An 18769-nucleotide genomic window follows, 5' to 3' on the forward strand; every position below is an offset into this window, starting at 1 on the left:
GGATGTTCCGCCGCATCGTTTTGTTTTTCATGTTGTTCGGGTCGTGCTTCGTCGTTCGGGCCGGGGTCTCCCCGTCCGGCGGGCCGCAGAGTCCCGCCACTCCCGCTGCCGTCGATTCGCTTTCCCTCCCGGCCGATACGCCCGTCCGGCGCAGGTCGTTCGTCGGGCGGATCATCGACTACTTCGGCAAGTCGGCCGTCGACCGTACTTTCGAGAAGAAGATCGACCTCACCTTCGCCGGGGGGCCTAATTATTCCAAAACCAACAACTTCGGAATCGGGGTGCTGGCCGCAGGGCTTTATCGCATCGACCGCACCGATTCCCTCATCCCGCCCTCCGACGTCTCCGTCTTCGCCACCGTCTCCATTTCCGGTTTTTACTCCGTCGGCGTCGAGGGCAATACTTATTTCCGGCGCAGCCGCAGCAAGATGGATTATCTGGCCATGTTCGTTTCGGCGCCCCGCGATTTGTGGGGCATCGGTTACTGCGATGCGCGCCGCAACCCCGAAACTTCCTACGTCGAGAAGCAGTACAAGGTCCATGCGCGTTACGTCTATCGCGTCCTGCCCCACACTTACGTCGGTTCGCGGCTCAGTTTCCAGCATACTGACGGCACGAAGTTCGACGCTGCGGGCGATAGTTACATCCGTCACCAGAAGCATTCTTACACCCTCACCGGCATCGGTGCTATCGTCGAGTACGATTCGCGCGATTTCATTCCCGGCCCGTGGCGCGGGTTCTACGCCAGTCTCGAAGGGACCATTTTCCCCAAGGCGCTCGGGTCCTGCGAAACTACCCTTTACCGCGCTACTTTCACGTTCGACTGGTTCCAGCGTGTTTGGAAAGATTGTACCCTGGCGTTCGATTTCTACGGCGAGTTCAATTCCGCCGCCGCTCCATGGCCCATGCTCGCCCGCATGGGCGGCAGCCGGCGCATGCGCGGTTATTACGAGGGGCGCTACACCGACAATTGCCTGCTCACGGTCCAGCTCGAATTGCGCCAGCGTATCTGGCGGCGTTTCGGGTGCACGGTCTGGGGCGGTGCCGGCAATGTCTTCAGCGAGCGTTCCGGCGACCGGTTCGATTGGTCGCATACCTTGCCCAACTACGGCGTCGGTCTGCGTTGGGAGTTCAAAAAGCGGGTCAACGTGCGCGTCGACTACGGTTTCGGCCGTAAGACCAGCGGTTTCCTGCTCAGTATCAACGAAGCTTTTTAGTCCATGGCTACTTCTCCGAACAGGCATCGTGTCAGGGTCTGGCGCCATACGCGCAGCCGTTTCACCACCTTGTTGACCGTCTATTTCTTCGTGGCTCTCATCATCCCCAATTGCGTGCTGGCCTGTACCGAGCATTATCCGGCTTGGACGGTCGAGGCCCTCATTCTGCTGCCGTTGGGGTTCTATATGATGTGGAGCGTCCTCCTGCGGCGTTCGGGCATCATGATTTGGTGCGCGTTTCCTTTCATCTTCTTCAGTACGTTTCAGATCGTGTTGCTTTATCTCTTCGGCAATTCCGTCATCGCCACCGACATGTTCACCAACCTCTTGACTACCAATCCCGGCGAGGCGGGCGAGTTGTTGGAGAACATTTATCCCGCCGTGGTGCTCGTCCTGGCGATTTATCTTCCGTTGCTGTGGTTCGCGGCCCGCGAAATCGGGCATAAGCGTTATATTTCCCGCACCGCCCGCATGACTGTCGGGCTCACGGGCGCGTCGTTGTTCGTCCTCGGGGCCTTGGCTTTGTGGCCCGCCTACCATTTCAGCGAGCACAAGCACGTCCTGCGCGACGAGATTTTCCCCGTCAACGCTTTTTATAACATGCGGCTCAGCGGCATCGAGTTCCGCAAGGCCTACCGTTTCGACGATACTTCCGAGGGGTTCTCTTATTCCGCATCGCGGCCCGACCGGGTGCCCGAGCGCGAGATTTACCTATATATTATAGGCGAGGCTTCGCGGGCCATGAACTGGCAGCTGATGGGTTACGGCCGCCCTACCAACCCGCGGCTTTCGCAGGAGAAGGAGGTCGTCTTGTTCCGCAACATACTCACCCAGAGCAACACCACCCATAAAAGCGTGCCCTTGTTCCTTTCGTCCGTCGGTACCCACCAGCACGAGGAGCTGTTCCGCCGCAAGGGGCTCCCCGCGCTCTTCAACGAGGCTGGGTTCGATACCTGGTTCATTTCCAACCAGTCGCAGCAGGGGGCCATGATCGACCGCCTGGCCCACGACGCCCGGCATCTGGTCTATATCCGTTCTCCGCGCCACGACATGCAGCTGCTCGAAGAGGTGCAGAAAGCCGTCCGCCGGAGTTCTTCGCCGCGGCTGTTCTTCATCCTCCATTGCTACGGGTCGCATTTCAGCTATCATGAGCGTTATCCCCGCGAGTTCGCGCGGTTCCTGCCCGACGACAACGTCTCCATCGCGCCCCAGAATGCCCGTGAGTTGTGCAACGCCTACGACAATTCCGTTTGTTATACCGACCACTTCCTCGCCGAGACCATCGCTTACCTCCGTTCGCTCAGCGGCGTGTCGTCCGCCGTGCTCTATTGCGCCGACCACGGCGAGGATTTGCTCGACGACGAGCGGCAGCGTTTTCTCCACGCTTCTCCCACCGCTACGGCTTATCAGTTGTGGGTCGCTTCGCTCGCCTGGTTTTCGCCCGATTATCGCGCCGCGTTCCCCGGGGTCGCCGAGACGGCCGCCGCCAATTCCGACGTTCCCGCCAATACCCACGCCTTGTTCCATACCATGGCGCAGATCGCCGCCATCAGCAGTCCTTATGTCAGGGATTCCGTGTCGTTGGTCAGTCCCGCGTTCGACAGGAGGGCTCCGCGTTATTATCTCAATGACCACAACGAGGCCGTTCCTTATCTTCGTGCCGGGCTTCGGCCGCAGGACTTGGAGGTGTTCCGGAAGAACGGTATCGAGCTCTGAGTTGTTCAAGTTCGCTGCGTTTTCGCCAGGGCATTCCGGAGCCCGTCCGTTTCCTGTTGTCCGGCTGTGCTCCCCGTGTCTTGTCATTCTGAGCATTCTTCTTTCCGCCGCGGCTCTCCTGCCTCGTCATTTCGAGTGCCGCCTCCTTGTCATTCTGAGGAGCTGTAAGCGACGAAGAATCTTTCCTTATATGAAACGTCACCATCCTGTGGAAAGGCGAAGTGCTTATGCCATCCAACAACAAAGGCCGCCCCTTGAAGGGGCGGCCTTTTTGGTTTTCGCTCGGCGCGGGGGCTTATTTCGCAGCCTCTACCGATACCTTGCGGAATTCCTTCATCAGCTTGGAAATTTCCAGAGCCGACTTGCGGGCGCGGGTACCTGCGGCCTTGTTGCCTTTCTCTACCTGAGCGGCTGCGTTAGCGGCGAATACCTCGAACTCAGCATTGATTTTCGTTACCAACTCTTTCATGTCTAATGATTTTTGGGTTTGTTTTCTTCGCAAAGATATAAAAATTATCTAAAATTCCCATCCCGCAGCAAAAAAATAGCGTTTTTTGTGGGAAAAATCGCGTTCTGCGGCTCTCCGGACCCGTTGAATTCCCGTTTTCTGCCGACCGCAGCCGCGTCTCTACGTCGTTCTGCCGGGTCCTCAGCGGGTGTTTCCGAGTTGCAGATAGCGGGCGTAAAGCCGGTCGTAAATCGCATGGCGTTCCGGGTCGGGGCGGTATTCGGCCGAGAATCCGGGGCTCATGGCTTGTTGTGCGGCCGCGACCGACGGATGGATTCCCGCCACTACGGCTGCAAACATGGCCGCTCCCAGGGCGCAGGCTTGGTCGCTGCTCACTACCCGGATAGGCACTCCGATGACGTCGGCCATCGTCTGCATGACGAACGCCGACTTGCGGGCGATTCCTCCGATGGCTATGATGTTGTCTATCGTCACTCCCTCCTCAAGCATCCGTTCGTTGATGGCGCGCGAGCCGAACGCCGTCGCTTCGACCAGCGCCTTGAACAGCGCCGGGGCCGAGGTCGCAAGCGTCAGTCCGTCGAGTGTTCCGCGTGCCCGCGGGTCGGCGTCGGGCGTGCGGCGGCCGTTGTGCCAGTCGAGCGCCACCGGGTCTTCGTCGCTCAGCGGCAGGCGTTCGGCTTCGGCCGTCAGTTCTTCAAGTATGCGTTCTTCCAGCGCCGGGTCGCTCTGCGCTATCCGGCGCAGCGGCCATGCCATCAGCCGGCGGAACCATGCGTATATGTCGCCGAACGCCGCCTGCCCCGCCTCGAATCCGACGTATCCCGGCAGCACCGAGCCGTCGACTTGTCCGCAGATGCCCCGCACGGCCTTGTCGCCGGCTTCGTCGTAGGTGCCCACCACTATGTCGCAGGTCGAGGTCCCCATTACCTTCACCAGGGTCCCCGGTACGATTCCCGCGCCGACGGCTCCCACGTGGCAGTCGATGGCCCCCATGCCGATGGCGATGCCCGGTTGCAGCCCCAGCCGCGACGCCCATTCGGCGCACAAGCTCCCGATACGCACATCGCCCGTGACGGTTTCGCGGTACAGATGCCCCTCGAAGATGCCCAGCAGCGGGTCCGCGGCCGTCAGGAACCCGAACGGCGGGAGCCCGCCCCACTCCTCGTGCCACATGGCTTTGTGGCCGGCCACGCAGCGGCTGCGGGCTATTTTCTCCGGCGTGGTGTCGCCCGCCAGCAGGGCGCATATCCAGTCGCAGTGCTCTACCCACGAGTAGGTCTTGGCCCTTAGCGACGGGTCGTTGCGCAGGCAGTGCAGCACCTTGGCCCACACCCATTCGCACGAATAGGTGCCGCCGCAGTAGCGGGTATAGTCGGTCTCCCAGCGTTTTGCTAAATCGTTTAAGCAATCCGCTTCGGCGAGGGCCGTGTGGTCTTTCCACAGCACGAACATCGCGTCGGGATTTTCGGCGAATTCGGGCAGCAGGGCCAGCGGCGTGCCCTGCTGGTCGGTCAGTACAGGCGTGGAAGCCGTCGTGTCGAACGAGATGCCGCGGATGTTGGCGGCCACCTCCGCGCCGCATTTCGCCAGCGCTTCGCCGACGCACCGTTCCAGCGATTCGATGTAGTCCAGCGGGTGCTGGCGGTAGCGGTTCTGCGCCGGGTCGCAGTAAAGTCCTTGTTTCCAGCGGGGATAGGCACACACTGCCGAGGTCATTTCACGGCCGTCGGACGTGTCGACGACGAGGCACCGGACGGAATCGCTTCCGAAGTCGACGCCAATGGTGTAGGTCGGGTTCTTCATGTTGTTAAAACGTTTTAGCAATCGAATAAATTTTTAATCTTCTCGAGGTCGGCGGACAACAGCGGCCGGATGACGGCGGCGAGCGCCTGCTCCGGTCCTTGGATATGGAATACCTCCTGCGCGTGGCAGAGCTCGTCGCCCGGCTGTAGGAACGCGGCCGGCGAGGAGGTTTCGATTTCGTAGAAAGGCCCCATCACCTCGCCCGTCTCGGTCGGACCGTCGTTGTAGGCGTTGACCGCGTCGCCGCCGAACGGGTCGGCCTGCTCGCCCCAACGGCTTTCGACGTAGCGGGTGCCGGGCCGCGAACGGGCATATCTGATTAAGGTAAGGGTTCGGGATGCGGAATCGTAGCTGCCGCAGATACCGCAGTCGCGGCCGCACGGCAGACCGATTTTCGAGCGGAAAGCGCCGTCGATGCGCAGGCAGACCAGCCCCTCGCCCACCGAAAGGCGGTCGGCGGGAACGATGCCGAAATAATCGCTGTTTACTATCTTGCCCTCGGCCGCCGTGTCGTAAGGCAGGAATACCGTGGTCGAGGGCGACGGCGGAAACATGCCCAAAAGCCAGACGGAGGGAGCACCGCTCTGCGGCGTCCACGGCTCCGAACCCCGATTGGCGATGCGGTTTTCGCTCCGATACCCCACTGCGCACACTCCGGCGGGCAGTTCCATTCCGGCGTCTTCGGGCCGCAGGAGCGTTATGCGGCGGTCGATGCCCACCTCGAACCGGGTGCCGGAAGCGTTGCGGAAAACTGCTTCGTGGGTGAAACGTACGTGCTGTGCGCTTTGTTCCGCTATCTTGTAGGGTTCGGTGTCCAGCGCCGCGGGTACTTGCCAGTTGGCGTATTCCTGCGGTGCGCCGGGCGCGAAGTAGAGCGAGAACGGGCCGCCCTCGGGACCGAGCCAGAAGCGTTCTTCGCCGCCTACCGGATTGAACTGCGGCCGCACGGCGCCCGACGCGATGAGCGGGCGGTTGAGCCAGCCGAAACTCGTGCCGGCGCGTCCTGCGGCGGTCGAGGTCATCGCACGCCCCTGCCAGCCGGGTACGATACATATCCGGGCGGCACCCTGGGGGTCGGTCAGTTCGAGAAAGCCGATGCTGTGCGCTTTCAGAAAATCGAGGTCTTCGCCGTAGGCAGCCATAATACAAACGGTCCGATTGGAAAAAAGAACGGGAAAAATTTGTTTGTTAAAACGTTTTAATTACCTTTGCAAAGGTAAGAGTATTTCCCGATTTTGCAAAAACAGCGAAGATTATGGCGACACGCAAGGTAACCATCAAGGACATTGCTACGGAAGCGGGCGTATCCATCGCCCTGGTATCGTTCGTGATGAGCAACCGGGACTGCGGGCAGGAGAACTACCGGGTCAACAGAGAGACCGCGCAGCGCATCCTGGAAATAGCCGACAAGCTCAACTACCAGCCCAACAACGCGGCGCGGATGCTCCGCAGCGGCAAGACGAACACCATCGGGGTGATCGTTTCGGACATCTCGAACAAGTTTTTCGCCGACATCGCCCGCTGCATCGAAGACCGGGCCTATAAACATAAGTATACGGTGCTGTTCGGCAGCACGGACGAGAATCCGCAGAAGCTGGAGAACCTGATCGAGGTTTTCCGCAACAAAGGCATCGACGGACTGATCGTGGTGCCGTGCGAGGGTTCGGACGACATCATCCGCAACGTGGCGCAGCAGAACGTTCCGCTCGTGCTGCTCGACCGCGAAGTCGAGGGCGCCGAGGCGAGCAGCGTGGTGCTCGACAACCGCCGGGCCGGGCTTCAGACGACCACGGCCCTGCTCCAACAGGGATTCACCCGCATCGAAATGATTTCCTACGCCATGTCGCTGTCGAACATCCGCCAGCGCGAGGACGGCTACAAGGCCTGCATGACCCGCGCCGGGCTGGCGGAGAATATCCACATCCACCACCTGCGCCACGACAAGCTGAACTGGATGGAGAAAGTGGTCCGCGACGCGAAGAAACGCGGCGTGGAGGCTTTTGTCTTTGCGACCAACACGCTGGCGACCGTCGGACTGACAACGATTTTCCGCAACGGCTGGCGGATTCCGCAGGACTTCGCGATGGCCTGCTTCGACAGCAACGAAGCGTTCGACATCTACAAGACGGCCGTGGCTTATGTGCGCCAGCCTATCGAACGTTTCGGGACCGAAGCCCTCGACTTGCTGATGAAGACCATTGCGCAGAAAGACCGTGCGGAACGCTCTGCGAGCAGCTCGCGGGTGGTTCTGACGCCCGAAATCGCCGGGTACGGCGTGTCGGACAAGGCGGCGGAACCCGCTGAAAAAGAAATGGAAAAGTCGTTGTGACGACTTTTTTTGCCGATTTGCTAAAACGTTTTAGCAAGATTCGCGGGGCAGAAAAAGCTGCAAGATATGGGAGGTAACTATTTTTTTTGAAAAGTTGCTAAAACGATTTAAATAATAAATACGATGATAGACATGAAAATTTGTACCTCTGTATTGACCCGTGCCGTTTTGGCGGCGGGTGCCTTGTTGCAGGTGGGAACGGCAACTCCGGTCCGGGCTGCGGAAACGGCAAGCGAAGCCCTGAATTCCCCCCCCCCTCTGTCCGGCAGGAAACGTTAGCGCTTTACGCTACAACAATCCCGGGCTGACGGTCGACCTGGGCGTAGGCCTGTGGGGCATTCCGATTCCGTACGACTATGACGGCGACGGAGTGAAAGACCTGCTGGTATCGTGCCCCGACCGCCCCTACAAAGGACTTTACTATTTCAAGAACATCGGCACGGCGAAGAAACCCCTTTTCGCCGCGGCGGTCCGTATCAGCGAAAAAGGACTCAACAACATCCGCCTTTCGGAGGTGGACGGGACGCCCTATGTGCTGTCGAAAGAGACGGAACACCTCGGATTCTTCGAGGCGCCCTATGCTGAGAAACAGCAGATCGAGTATGAGGGCGAAGTGCTGGGCGCGACCTACAAGAAGTCGCGCAGCAACATGTGGAACTACGTGGACTGGGACAACGACGGCGACAAAGACATCGTTGTAGGCATCGACACGTGGGACGATTACGGCTGGGACAACGCATACGATGCGGAGGGGCGCTGGACGCGCGGACCGCTGCACGGCCATGTGTATCTGCTGGAGAACGTCGGCGGGAACTATGTGAACCGCGGCAAAATCGAAGCCGGGGGAATGCCGATAGACGTGTACGGAGCGCCGAACCCCTGCATCGCCGATTTCGACGGCGATGGCGACCTGGACCTGATTTGCGGCGAATTCGTCGACGGGCTGACGTGGTTCGAGAACACGGGAACCCGCAGCGAACCGCGCTTTGCGGCAGGCCGCCAGCTGGCGAACAAGAAAGGCGAAATCCGCTTCCATATAGAGATGATCGTGCCGGTGGTGTCGGACTTCGACGGCGACGGGCGCCCCGATCTGGTAGTGGGCGACGAAGACGGCCGGGTGGCGTGGGTGCGCAACACGGGCAAGGTCCGCAAGGGAATGCCGCAGTTCGGGCAGCCGCTCTATTTCCGGCAGGAAGCCGACCTGGTGAAATTCGGCGCGCTGTCGACGCCCTGCGCATTCGACTGGGACGGCGACGGCAAACAAGACATCATAGCCGGAAACTCGGCGGGCGAAATCGCGCTGATACGCAATCTTTCGGGCGGGGAGAACCCGGTGTGGGACGCGCCGAAACTTTTTAAGGCGGAGGGACGGCCGCTCCGCATCCAAGCCGGAGAGAACGGCTCGATACAAGGTCCGGCCGAACGCAAATGGGGCTACACGGTGCTGTCGGTGGCCGACTGGGACGGCGACGGGCTGCCGGACATAATCGTCAACTCGATATGGGGCAAAATAGAATGGTTCCGCAACTTAGGAGCCAAGGACGGCCTTGCGCTGGCCCCGGCGCAGCCTGTGCGTGTGGCGTGGGAGGGCGAAGCGCCCAAACCTGCGTGGAACTGGTGGAACCCCGAACCGGGGACGCTGACGACCCAATGGCGCACGACGCCCGTAGCGATGGACTGGAACGGCGACGGGCTGACGGACCTGGTGGTGATGGACCACGAGGGCTACCTGGCCTATTTCGAGCGCTTCCGCACGCCGGAGGGCGAACTGCTGCTCAAACCGGGCCGCCGCATTTTCCATGCGACCAACTGCGCGCTGTACAGCGCCAAGAAAGGAGTGCTCGACACCTCGGAGGGACTGCTGCGGCTGAACGACGGCATAGGCGGACAATCGGGCCGCCGCAAGATATGCTTCGCGGACTGGGACGGCGACGGCCGCATGGACCTGATTGTGGACAGCCAGAATGCGGCGTGGTTCCGCAACGTGCGCGAAGAAGAGGGCGAAGTGTGGTACGAATACATGGGCAATCTGAGCGACCGTGTGCTGGCGGGCCACACGACCTGCCCCACCCCCGTAGACTGGGACGGCGACGGCCGCCCGGACCTGCTCTTAGGTGCCGAAGACGGGCACTTCCATCTGCTGAAAAACAACGGCTGTCCGGAATAGATTAGATTCTTCGTCGCCGATGGCTCCTCAGAATGACAGAGGAAGAAGAGGGCTCCTCGGAAAGACGAAAGAAAGGATTTCTCGGAGAGACGAAAGAAAGGGTTTCTCGGAGAGACAAGAGGAAGCGCCCGGGATGACAAAATTCGGACTGACAAGAGGATACGACTTGAAAACAACCCATAAACAAACAACCTGAATGCAAACGACGAAACTGCGGGGCATCATTCCCCCGATGATTACCCCGCTGAAGGGGAACGACTGCCTGGACCGCGAAGGAACGGTCCGCCTGACGGAACATCTGATAAGAGGAGGCGTGCACGCGATATTCATACTGGGAACGACGGGCGAAGCGCAGAACCTGACCTATCGGCTGCGCTACGAATTCGTGAGCCTTGTATGCGAACAGGCGGCGGGCCGTGTCCCGGTGCTGGTGGGCGTGACGGACACGGCGTTCGACGAGAGCGTAAGGCTGGCCGAACATGCGGCGAAGTGCGGAGCCGTGGGCGTAGTGGCCGCCCCGCCCTACTATTTTGCCCCCTCGCAGCAGGAACTGATCGAATACTATACGGCGCTGGCCGATGCGCTGCCCCTGCCGCTCTATCTGTACAACATGCCCTCGCATGTGAAAGTATTCCTGGAGCCGGCCACGGTGAAGACGCTGGCGAAACACCCGAACATAGCGGGACTGAAAGACAGCTCGGCGAACATGAACTATTTCCAGACGCTGCTCTACCACCTGGGCGACGACCCGGAATTCTCGCTCTATGTAGGCCCCGAAGAACTGACGGGCGAGAGCGTGCTGCTGGGCGCCGACGGCGGAGTGAACGGCGGGGCGAACATATTCCCGGAACTCTATGTGGGGATGTATGAAGCAGCTGCGGCGCACGACATCGCGCGGGTACGCGAACTCCAACGCCGGATCATGCAAATCAGCACGACCGTCTACACGGTGGGAAAATACGGGTCGAGCTACCTGAAAGGGGTGAAATGCGCCCTTTCGCTCCTGGGCATCTGCGACGACTTCCTCTCCTACCCCTATCGGAAATTCCGCGCGGAAGAACGCACGCGAATCCGGGAAGCGCTCGAAGCACTGGGAGCGAAATGCGCGGAATAACCTATCGAAACGGAAACGACTATGGAAATAACTATACTTGACTACCTGGTATTTTTTGTCTTTGTCGGCGGCGTGGCCCTGTTCGGGTGCAGCTTCTATTTCCGCAGCCGCAAGGGAGCCGCGGCCTTCACGGCGGCGGAAGGCTCGCTGCCGACGTGGGTGGTGGGCATGTCGATATTTGCGACGTTCGTGAGCAGCATCAGCTTCCTGGGACTGCCGGGCGACGCCTACAAGGGCAACTGGAACCCGTTCGTATTCAGCCTGTCGATACCCATAGCGACGTGGCTGGCGGCGAAAGTCTTCATCCCGCTCTACCGCAATGTGAACAGCGTATCGGCCTACCACTACCTGGAACTCCGCTTCGGCTACTGGGCCCGGGGCTATGTGGCGGTGTGCTACCTGCTGACCCAGCTGGCCCGCATAGGCTCGATACTGCTGCTGCTGGCGCTGCCGCTCAACACGATGTTCGGCTGGGACATACAGACGATAATCATCTGCACGGGGATAGCGACGCTGGTATACACGCTGCTGGGCGGCATAGCGGCCGTGGTGTGGACCGATGCGATACAAGGCATCATATTGATATTCGGAGCGATAGCCTGCGCGGCGATACTGACGTTCACGATGCCCGAAGGTCCGGGCCAACTGTTCGGCATAACGGCGGCGCACGGCAAATTCAGCCTGGGCAGCTTCTCGCTGTCGCTGACCGAACCGACGTTCTGGGTGGTGCTGATATACGGCCTGTTCGTGAACATGCAGAACTACGGCATCGACCAGAACTACGTACAACGCTACATGACCACCAAGTCGACGGCCGAAGCGGTGAAATCGACGTTGTTCGGCGGTCTGCTCTACATACCGGTGTCGCTGGTGTTCGTATACATCGGAACGGCGCTGTTCAGCTACTACACGGCGCAGCCGGAACTGCTGCCGGAGGGCTTGCCGTCGGACCAGGTATTCCCGTGGTTCATCGTACACGGACTGCCGACGGGGCTGACGGGCCTGGTGGTGGCGTCGCTCTTCTCAGCGGGGATGAGCACGATAGCGACGAGCATCAACTCGTCGGCGACCATCGTACTGACCGACTTCGCGAAACGCCTGTCGAAAAAGGAATTCACGGAAAAACGCAACATGGCGACCCTGTACGGGACGTCGTTCGTCATCGGAGCGCTGGGCATTGTGGTGGGCTTGCTGATGATGCGCATAGACGGCATACTGGACGCGTGGTGGAAACTGGCGTCGATCTTCAGCGGCGGCATGCTGGGCCTGTTCCTGCTGGGCGTGGTGTGCCAGCGTGTGAAACGCGCGCATGCCGTGGTGGCGGTGGTGCTGGGCCTGCTGACCATCGCGTGGATGAGCCTTTCGCCGCTTATCAACGACGGCTCGCCGTTCTATGTCGTGCACAGCCCGCTGCACACCTATCTGACCATCGTATTCGGGACGACGGTGATCTTCCTGACGGGATTCCTGCTGACCCGGCTTACCGCTAAACCGACGAAAAAATGAAAAGCCAACTGAAAACCGGCATGCTGCTGTGCGGCGGAATACTGGGCGGAAGCGCGGCGGCGCAAACCGAACAACCGAACATCCTGCTGGTGCTGAGCGACGACCAAAGCGCATTTGCGGTGGGCTGCTACGGCAACGGCGACATCGTGACGCCGAATCTGGACCGCTTCGCGTCGGAGGGCGTGCGCTTCAACCGCGCCTATGCGACCTCGCCGCAGAGCGTACCCTCGCGTGCGTCGATCATGACGGGCCGGAGCCCGGTGGCGGTGAACATGACGCGCTTCAATGTGACGCTGGCGCGCCGCTTCCGTGCATTTCCGGAGTATCTGCGCGAAAAGGGCTACTACACGGGCGTAGCGGGCCGCGGCTATCATCTGGACGGCGCGGTGAGCGGCCGGGTAGGCAGAATCAAGGAAGTGGAACAATACTACATAGACCACGGCTACCAAACCTTCCCGGAGCGGCTGGACACGTGCATGATTGTGGCCGATGCGCGGAAAGGAGCCTGCCACGGACAAATCAACGACCAGTTCCGCACGTTCATGGCGCGGCGCGACAAGGACAAACCCTTCTTCCTGCAACTCTCCTACTCGGACCCGCACCACCCCTACGATGCGCCGAAACTCCACGACCCGGCGTCGCTGACGCTGCCGGAATTCTATCCGGACACGCGGGCCGTACGCGAATATCTGGCCGCCTACTATGATGAAATCCATCGGCTGGACTCGGATTTCGGCGAAGTACTGCAATACCTGGACGACCACGGGCTGGCGGAGAACACGATTGTCATCTTCATGGGCGACAACGGAGGGGCGCAGTTCATGGCCAAGGGAACGCTCTACGAAAACGGAATCAAGGTACCGCTGCTGATACGCTGGCCGGAACGGATTCCGGCGGCGGTGACCGATGCGGTGGTGTCGAATGTGGACCTTGCGGCGACATGCCTGTCGGCGGCGGGACTGCCCGTACCTGCCGAGATGGAGGGCGAAAACCTGCTGCCGCTGCTGACCGAAGGCGCCGAACCGGAAGAACGCTACGTCTACTCGGTGCGCAGCTGCCATGCGACGAACTCGCTGCCCGAAGACACGTCGGTATTCGACCAGATGCGCTGCATCGTGGGCGAACGCTACAAACTGATATACAACCTGCTGCCGGGACAGCCGTGGGTGCCGGTGGACTTTGCGAAGACGGAGATGTTCCGCGAACTGGCGCGGATGAACGAAAGCGGCCAACTGGCCCCGCGATTCGGGAAACTCTACTTCTCGCCGACGAGGCCGATGTTCGAGCTCTACGACCTGGAAACGGACCCGCACGAACAACGCAACCTGGCCGACGACCCGGCGCTGCGGAGCGTACGCGACGATCTGATACTGAAACTGACCTACAAGATGATCGAAGACGAAGACTTCGCGACGCTGCCCCACCCGAAAATTTACGAACGGCGGGAAAACCAGCAATGAACCTAAAACCAAATAAAACTACCGAAGAATGAAGAACCCAATCCCGACAGGCCGACATCCGAAGATCGGAATCCGGCCGATTATCGACGGACGGCGCGGAGGAATCCGCGAATCGCTCGAAGCCATGACGATGGGCATGGCCGAACGGGTGGCCCGTCTGTACGGCGAAGAACTCCGCTATGCGGACGGCGCACCTGTGGAATGCGTGATAGCCGACACGACGATAGGCGGAGTGGCCGAAGCCGCAGCAGCGGCCGAGAAATTCCGCGACAACAACGTAGGAACCGTCGTATCGGTGACGCCCTGCTGGTGCTACGGCGCCGAAACCATCGACATGGACCCGCTGATGCCCAAGGCCATCTGGGGATTCAACGGCACGGAACGCCCGGGAGCGGTCTATCTTGCCTCGGCGCTGGCGGGCCACAACCAAAAGGGACTGCCTGCGTTCGGCATCTATGGCCGCGACGTGCAGGACGTGACGGACGAGACGATACCGGCGGACGTGCGCGAAAAACTGCTGCGATTCGGCCGTGCGGCGGTGGCGGTGATGCAGATGCGCGGCAAATCCTACCTCTCGATAGGCTCGGTGTCGATGGGCATTGCGGGCTCGATGCCCGACCCGGACTTCTTCCAGGAATACCTCGGCATGCGCAGCGAAGCGGTGGACTGCTCGGAAATCGAACGCCGGGTGGAACTGGGCATCTACGACAAGGAGGAATTCGCGCGTGCGATGGCGTGGGTGGAGAAATACTGCAAACCCCGCGAAGGCGCCGACTGCAACCCGGAACACCTTGTATACTCCCGCGAGAAGAAAGACGAAGTATGGGAGTATGCGGTGAAGATGACGCAGATTTTCCGCGACCTGATGCACGGCAATCCGAAACTGGCCGAAATGGGATTCGAGGAAGAAGCGATGGGCCACAACGCCATAGCGGGCGGATTCCAGGGCCAGCGCCAATGGACGGACTTCCGGCCCGACGGTGACTTTGCGGAAGCGGTGCTGAACTCGTCGTTCGACTGGAACGGCATCCGCGAAGCGATTACGTTCGCTACTGAAAACGACACGCTCAACGGAGCGTCGATGCTGCTGCTGCACCTGCTGACCAACCGGGCGCAGCTCTTTGCCGACGTGCGCACGTTCTGGTCGCCGGAAGCGGTCAAGCGCGTGACGGGCCGCAGTCTGACGGGCAAGGCCGCGGGCGGCATCATCCACCTGATAAACTCGGGCTCGTGCACGCTGGATGCGACGGGACGCCAGACGGATGCGGCGGGCAGCCCGGCGATGAAACCGTTCTGGGAAATCGGGGAACGGGAGGCCGAAGCGTGTCTCGAAGCGACGACGTGGTACCCTGCGGGCCGCGAATACATGCGCGGCGGCGGATTCTCGTCGCACTTCCTGACGCGCGGCGAAATGCCGATGACGATGTGCCGGCTGAATCTTGTGAAAGGCCTGGGTCCCGTATTGCAGATAGCCGAAGGCTGGGCGGTGAACGTGGACGACGAGATATTCGACATCGTCAACCGCCGGACCGACCGCACGTGGCCGACGACGTGGTTCGCCCCTCGCCTGACGGGCAACACGGCGTTCCGCGACGTCTACGCGGTGATGAACAACTGGGGCGCCAACCACGGAGCCATCAGCTACGGCCATGTAGGCGCCGACCTGATAACGCTGGCTTCGATGCTGCGCATACCGGTGTCGATGCACAACGTAGCGCAGGAAGAACTGTTCCGCCCTACGGCCTGGGCCGCGTTCGGCTCCGAACCCGAAGGCGCCGACTACCGCGCCTGCCGGAACTACGGGCCTCTGTATCGCTGAAAAACCGAAACCTAAAATGAACCCGAACAATGAAAAACATGCTACTTAAAGGATTGTGCCTATGCGCGTTCCTGCTGCCTGGCTACGGCTCGCCCCTGCTTTGGGGGCAGAACCCGCGTCCGGCGACGGTCACGGGCGAAGTGCGCGACGAAGCCGGGAATCCCTTGGTCGGCACGGCGGTGCTGGTGGAGGGGACCAACAAGGGCCAGACGGTCGGCGCGGACGGAAAATACGCCATCGAAGCCGGAGCCGGGCAGACGCTTGTATTCTCGATGCTGGGGTACGTGACGGAAGAAGTGCGTGTCGGAAACCGGACGCGCATAGACGTGACGCTGAAAGAAGACTCCAAGATGATCGAAAGCGTGGTCGTGGAAATCGGCTACGGCAACCAACGGCTGGTGGACGTGACGGGCACGGTGAGCCGTGTGAAGATGGAAGACATGGTGAAGGCGCCGGTGGCGTCGTTCGACCAGGCGCTGCAAGGACGTCTGGCGGGCGTTTCGGTCACCTCGTCCGACGGAACCCCGGGAGCGGAAATGGACATCGTAATCCGGGGTGCGAACTCCCTTACGCAGAGCAACTCGCCGCTCTATGTGGTGGACGGATTCCCGATAGAGGACTTTTCGAGCGCGGCGGTCAACACGGCGGACATAGCCTCGCTGACGGTGCTGAAAGACGCTTCGGCGACAGCCATCTATGGCTCGCGCGGAGCCAACGGCGTCATCATCATCGAGACGAACAAGGGCGAAGCGGGCAAACCGAAAGTGACCTACAACGGAACGGTCGGATTCCAGGAAGTGACCAAACGGATGGAACTGATGACGCCCTACGAATTCGTGGTCTACCAAATCGAACGGGCCCCGTCGAACCTGGACCGCTATCTGACCCGGCCGGGCCGCACGCTCGACTTCTACCGCACGCACGAAGGCATCGACTGGCAGGACCGCTTGTTCCGCAGCGCGCTGATGCACACGCACAACGTATCGGTGTCGGGCGGCAACAAACAGATACGCTATGCGGTATCGGGCTCGGTGGTGGACCAGGACGGTGTGATCGACAACTCGGGCTACCGCAAGTATCAAGGCCGCATATCGCTGGACACGAAACTGAACAAACGAGTGAATCTGGGCGTAAACGCCAACTACACCCATGACAGGACCCACGGACAGACCACGTCGAAGTCACTTGCGTCGGCCAATGCGTATGCCTCCTATCTGATGTACCGCACATGGGCCTATCGTCCGGTCATTCTCAACTCGAAAGACGACGACAGTCTGTTCGACGATGAAAACGACACCAGCGTGATGAACCCCATCATCTCGAACAAAAACGAGAACACGACCAAGAAGACCACGACGTTTCTGTCGAACGCGAAGCTGGTGTGGGAAATCGTCGACGGGCTGAAACTGACGGTCCGGGCCGGATACGGCAAGAAGACGGTCCGCCAGGAAGAATTCAACAACTCGCTGACTTTCCAGGGATTCCCGCGGGCCGGGAACAACAAGGGCGTGAACGCGAGCTTCGGCGAACGCGTGCTGGAAGACTGGATGAACGAAAACACGCTGGTCTACAAACGCGAATTCAACAACAAACATAAGTTCGACGTGACGGTGGGCTACACGATGCAAGGCACCGTATCGTCGAACTACGGATTCGGAACCTCGTACATACCCCACGAATTTCTGGGCATGAGCGGCATGGACGACGGCATACCCTACTCGACGACGGCCGTGCTGTCGGAGAATGCGCTGATGTCGTGGCTGGGCCGTGTGAATTACAGCTACCGCTCGCGCTACATGTTCACGGCCTCGTTCCGTGCGGACGGCTCGTCGAAATTCACGCCTGGAAACCGCTGGGGCATCTTCCCGTCGGGGGCGTTCGCGTGGCGCCTGGGCCAGGAAAAGTTCATGCGCAAACTGAAATTCGTGGACGACGCGAAACTGCGTGTGAGCTATGGCGTGACGGGCAACAACCGCATCGGCGACTTTGCGACCTATCCGTCGCTGACGCAGTCGGACTACTATTCGTTCGGCAACGGGACCCCCTCGGAAGCGGTCGTGCCGAACAACCTGGGAAACAAGGACCTGACGTGGGAAAGCACCGAACAGATAGATCTCGGACTGGACCTGTCGCTGTTCGGCAACCGGGTGAACCTCACGGCCGACCTCTACCGCAAGACCACGCGCGACCTGCTGCTGAATGCGAATCTGCCCTTCACGAGCGGCTACTCGTCGGTGTACAAGAACGTGGGTAAAGTCCGCAACGACGGTCTGGAACTCTCGCTGAGCACGGTGAACGTGAAGACCCGCGACTTCGAGTGGACCTCGGACCTCAACATCAGCTTCAACCGCAACCGGGTGATGGCGCTGGCCGAAGGGCAGGAAAGCCTGCTCTCGACGGTGGCTTTCACGACGGACTTCAACTCCACGCCGCTCTACATAGCGCGTGTGGGCGGCCCGATGGCGGCGTTTTACGGCATAGCCTGGGACGGGGTCTACGGCTACGACGACTTTGAAGTGGATGCGACAGGTGCCTATGTCCTGAAAAAGAGCGTGCCGACCAACGGCAATGCCCGCGAGACGATACAACCGGGCGACATCAAGTATGCGGACCAGAACGGCGACGGAGTGGTGAACGACCAGGATATGGTCATCATAGGCCGGGCCACGCCGATCCACACGGGCGGATTCAACAACAACTTCACCTACAAGGGTCTGAGCCTGAACATCTTTTTCCAATGGAGCTACGGCAACGACATCATGAATGCCAACCGCATTATCTTCGAGGGAAACTACAACGGAAAGAACATCAACCAATTCCGCTCCTATGTGGACCACTGGACCCCCGAAAACCCGACGAGCCGCAATTTCCGCCCCGGAGGCCAGGGCCCGCGCGGCGTCTACTCGTCGCGGACCATTGAAGACGGCTCTTTCCTGCGCCTGAAGACCGTACAGCTGAGCTACACGCTGCCGGAAAAATGGGTGCGCCGAATCCATCTTCACAACGTACAGATATTCGTTTCGGGACAGAACCTGTGGACGTGGACCCGGTATTCGGGGCTCGACCCGGAAGTGTCGACCCGCAACTCGGCGCTGACGCCGGGCTACGACTATTCGGCCTATGCCCGGAACCGGACCTATATGGCCGGGCTGAAGATTGCGTTTTAATT

General features: G+C 60.4%; 12 protein-coding genes. 9 read left to right on the forward strand and 3 right to left on the reverse strand.

The window, feature by feature from the left end; all coding sequences use genetic code 11:
- Positions 1-2 precede the first annotated feature (2 nt).
- Both NFR47_RS01050 and NFR47_RS01055 read left to right on the forward strand, forming a co-directional pair.
- Positions 3-1217 (forward strand): BamA/TamA family outer membrane protein, encoded by a 1215-nt coding sequence (locus NFR47_RS01050; RefSeq protein ID WP_251213724.1) that lies wholly within the window; start codon positions 3-5, stop codon positions 1215-1217.
- Positions 1218-1220: 3 nt separating this feature from the next.
- Positions 1221-2933: a phosphoethanolamine transferase family protein gene (locus NFR47_RS01055; RefSeq protein WP_251213725.1), complete on the forward strand. Its 1713-nt coding sequence runs from the start codon at positions 1221-1223 to the stop codon at positions 2931-2933.
- A gap of 295 nt (positions 2934-3228) precedes the next feature.
- On the opposite strand, the gene NFR47_RS01060 is transcribed toward NFR47_RS01055, so the two are convergent.
- From NFR47_RS01060 to NFR47_RS01070, 3 genes are all read right to left on the reverse strand, one after another.
- The gene (locus tag NFR47_RS01060; protein WP_251213726.1) at positions 3229-3402 is read right to left on the reverse strand and encodes a histone H1; all 174 of its coding nucleotides are present in this window, start codon (positions 3400-3402) and stop codon (positions 3229-3231) included.
- Positions 3403-3582: 180 nt separating this feature from the next.
- Entirely contained in the window at positions 3583-5205 is a 1623-nt protein-coding gene (locus NFR47_RS01065) for a ribulokinase (protein ID WP_251213727.1), read from the reverse strand.
- A 14-nt stretch (positions 5206-5219) separates the two neighbouring features.
- The gene (locus tag NFR47_RS01070) at positions 5220-6347 is read right to left on the reverse strand and encodes a DUF6786 family protein (RefSeq protein ID WP_251213728.1); all 1128 of its coding nucleotides are present in this window, start codon (positions 6345-6347) and stop codon (positions 5220-5222) included.
- Positions 6348-6460: 113 nt separating this feature from the next.
- On the opposite strand from NFR47_RS01070, the gene NFR47_RS01075 reads away from it, so the two are divergent.
- The 7 genes from NFR47_RS01075 to NFR47_RS01105 all read left to right on the forward strand — a co-directional run bounded on the left by NFR47_RS01075 (position 6461) and on the right by NFR47_RS01105 (position 18767).
- On the forward strand, positions 6461-7534 hold the full coding sequence (locus NFR47_RS01075) for a LacI family DNA-binding transcriptional regulator (protein WP_251213729.1): 1074 nt from the start codon (positions 6461-6463) through the stop codon (positions 7532-7534).
- A gap of 370 nt (positions 7535-7904) precedes the next feature.
- Positions 7905-9701 (forward strand): FG-GAP repeat domain-containing protein, encoded by a 1797-nt coding sequence (locus NFR47_RS01080; protein WP_251213730.1) that lies wholly within the window; start codon positions 7905-7907, stop codon positions 9699-9701.
- A gap of 196 nt (positions 9702-9897) precedes the next feature.
- The gene (locus NFR47_RS01085) at positions 9898-10815 is read left to right on the forward strand and encodes a dihydrodipicolinate synthase family protein (protein WP_251213731.1); all 918 of its coding nucleotides are present in this window, start codon (positions 9898-9900) and stop codon (positions 10813-10815) included.
- A gap of 21 nt (positions 10816-10836) precedes the next feature.
- Positions 10837-12321 (forward strand): sodium:solute symporter family protein, encoded by a 1485-nt coding sequence (locus NFR47_RS01090; protein WP_251213732.1) that lies wholly within the window; start codon positions 10837-10839, stop codon positions 12319-12321.
- Positions 12318-13781, forward strand: coding sequence for a sulfatase family protein (locus NFR47_RS01095; RefSeq protein ID WP_251213733.1), 1464 nt, complete (start codon positions 12318-12320; stop codon positions 13779-13781). Before NFR47_RS01090 ends, NFR47_RS01095 begins: the two co-directional genes overlap by 4 nt.
- 28 nt (positions 13782-13809) lie before the next feature.
- The gene (locus NFR47_RS01100) at positions 13810-15600 is read left to right on the forward strand and encodes an L-fucose isomerase (protein WP_251213734.1); all 1791 of its coding nucleotides are present in this window, start codon (positions 13810-13812) and stop codon (positions 15598-15600) included.
- Positions 15601-15629: 29 nt separating this feature from the next.
- Positions 15630-18767 (forward strand): SusC/RagA family TonB-linked outer membrane protein, encoded by a 3138-nt coding sequence (locus NFR47_RS01105; RefSeq protein WP_251213735.1) that lies wholly within the window; start codon positions 15630-15632, stop codon positions 18765-18767.
- Positions 18768-18769 lie beyond the last annotated feature (2 nt).

It is taken from the genome of Alistipes muris, assembly GCF_943193205.1.
GTDB lineage: Bacteria > Bacteroidota > Bacteroidia > Bacteroidales > Rikenellaceae > Alistipes > Alistipes muris.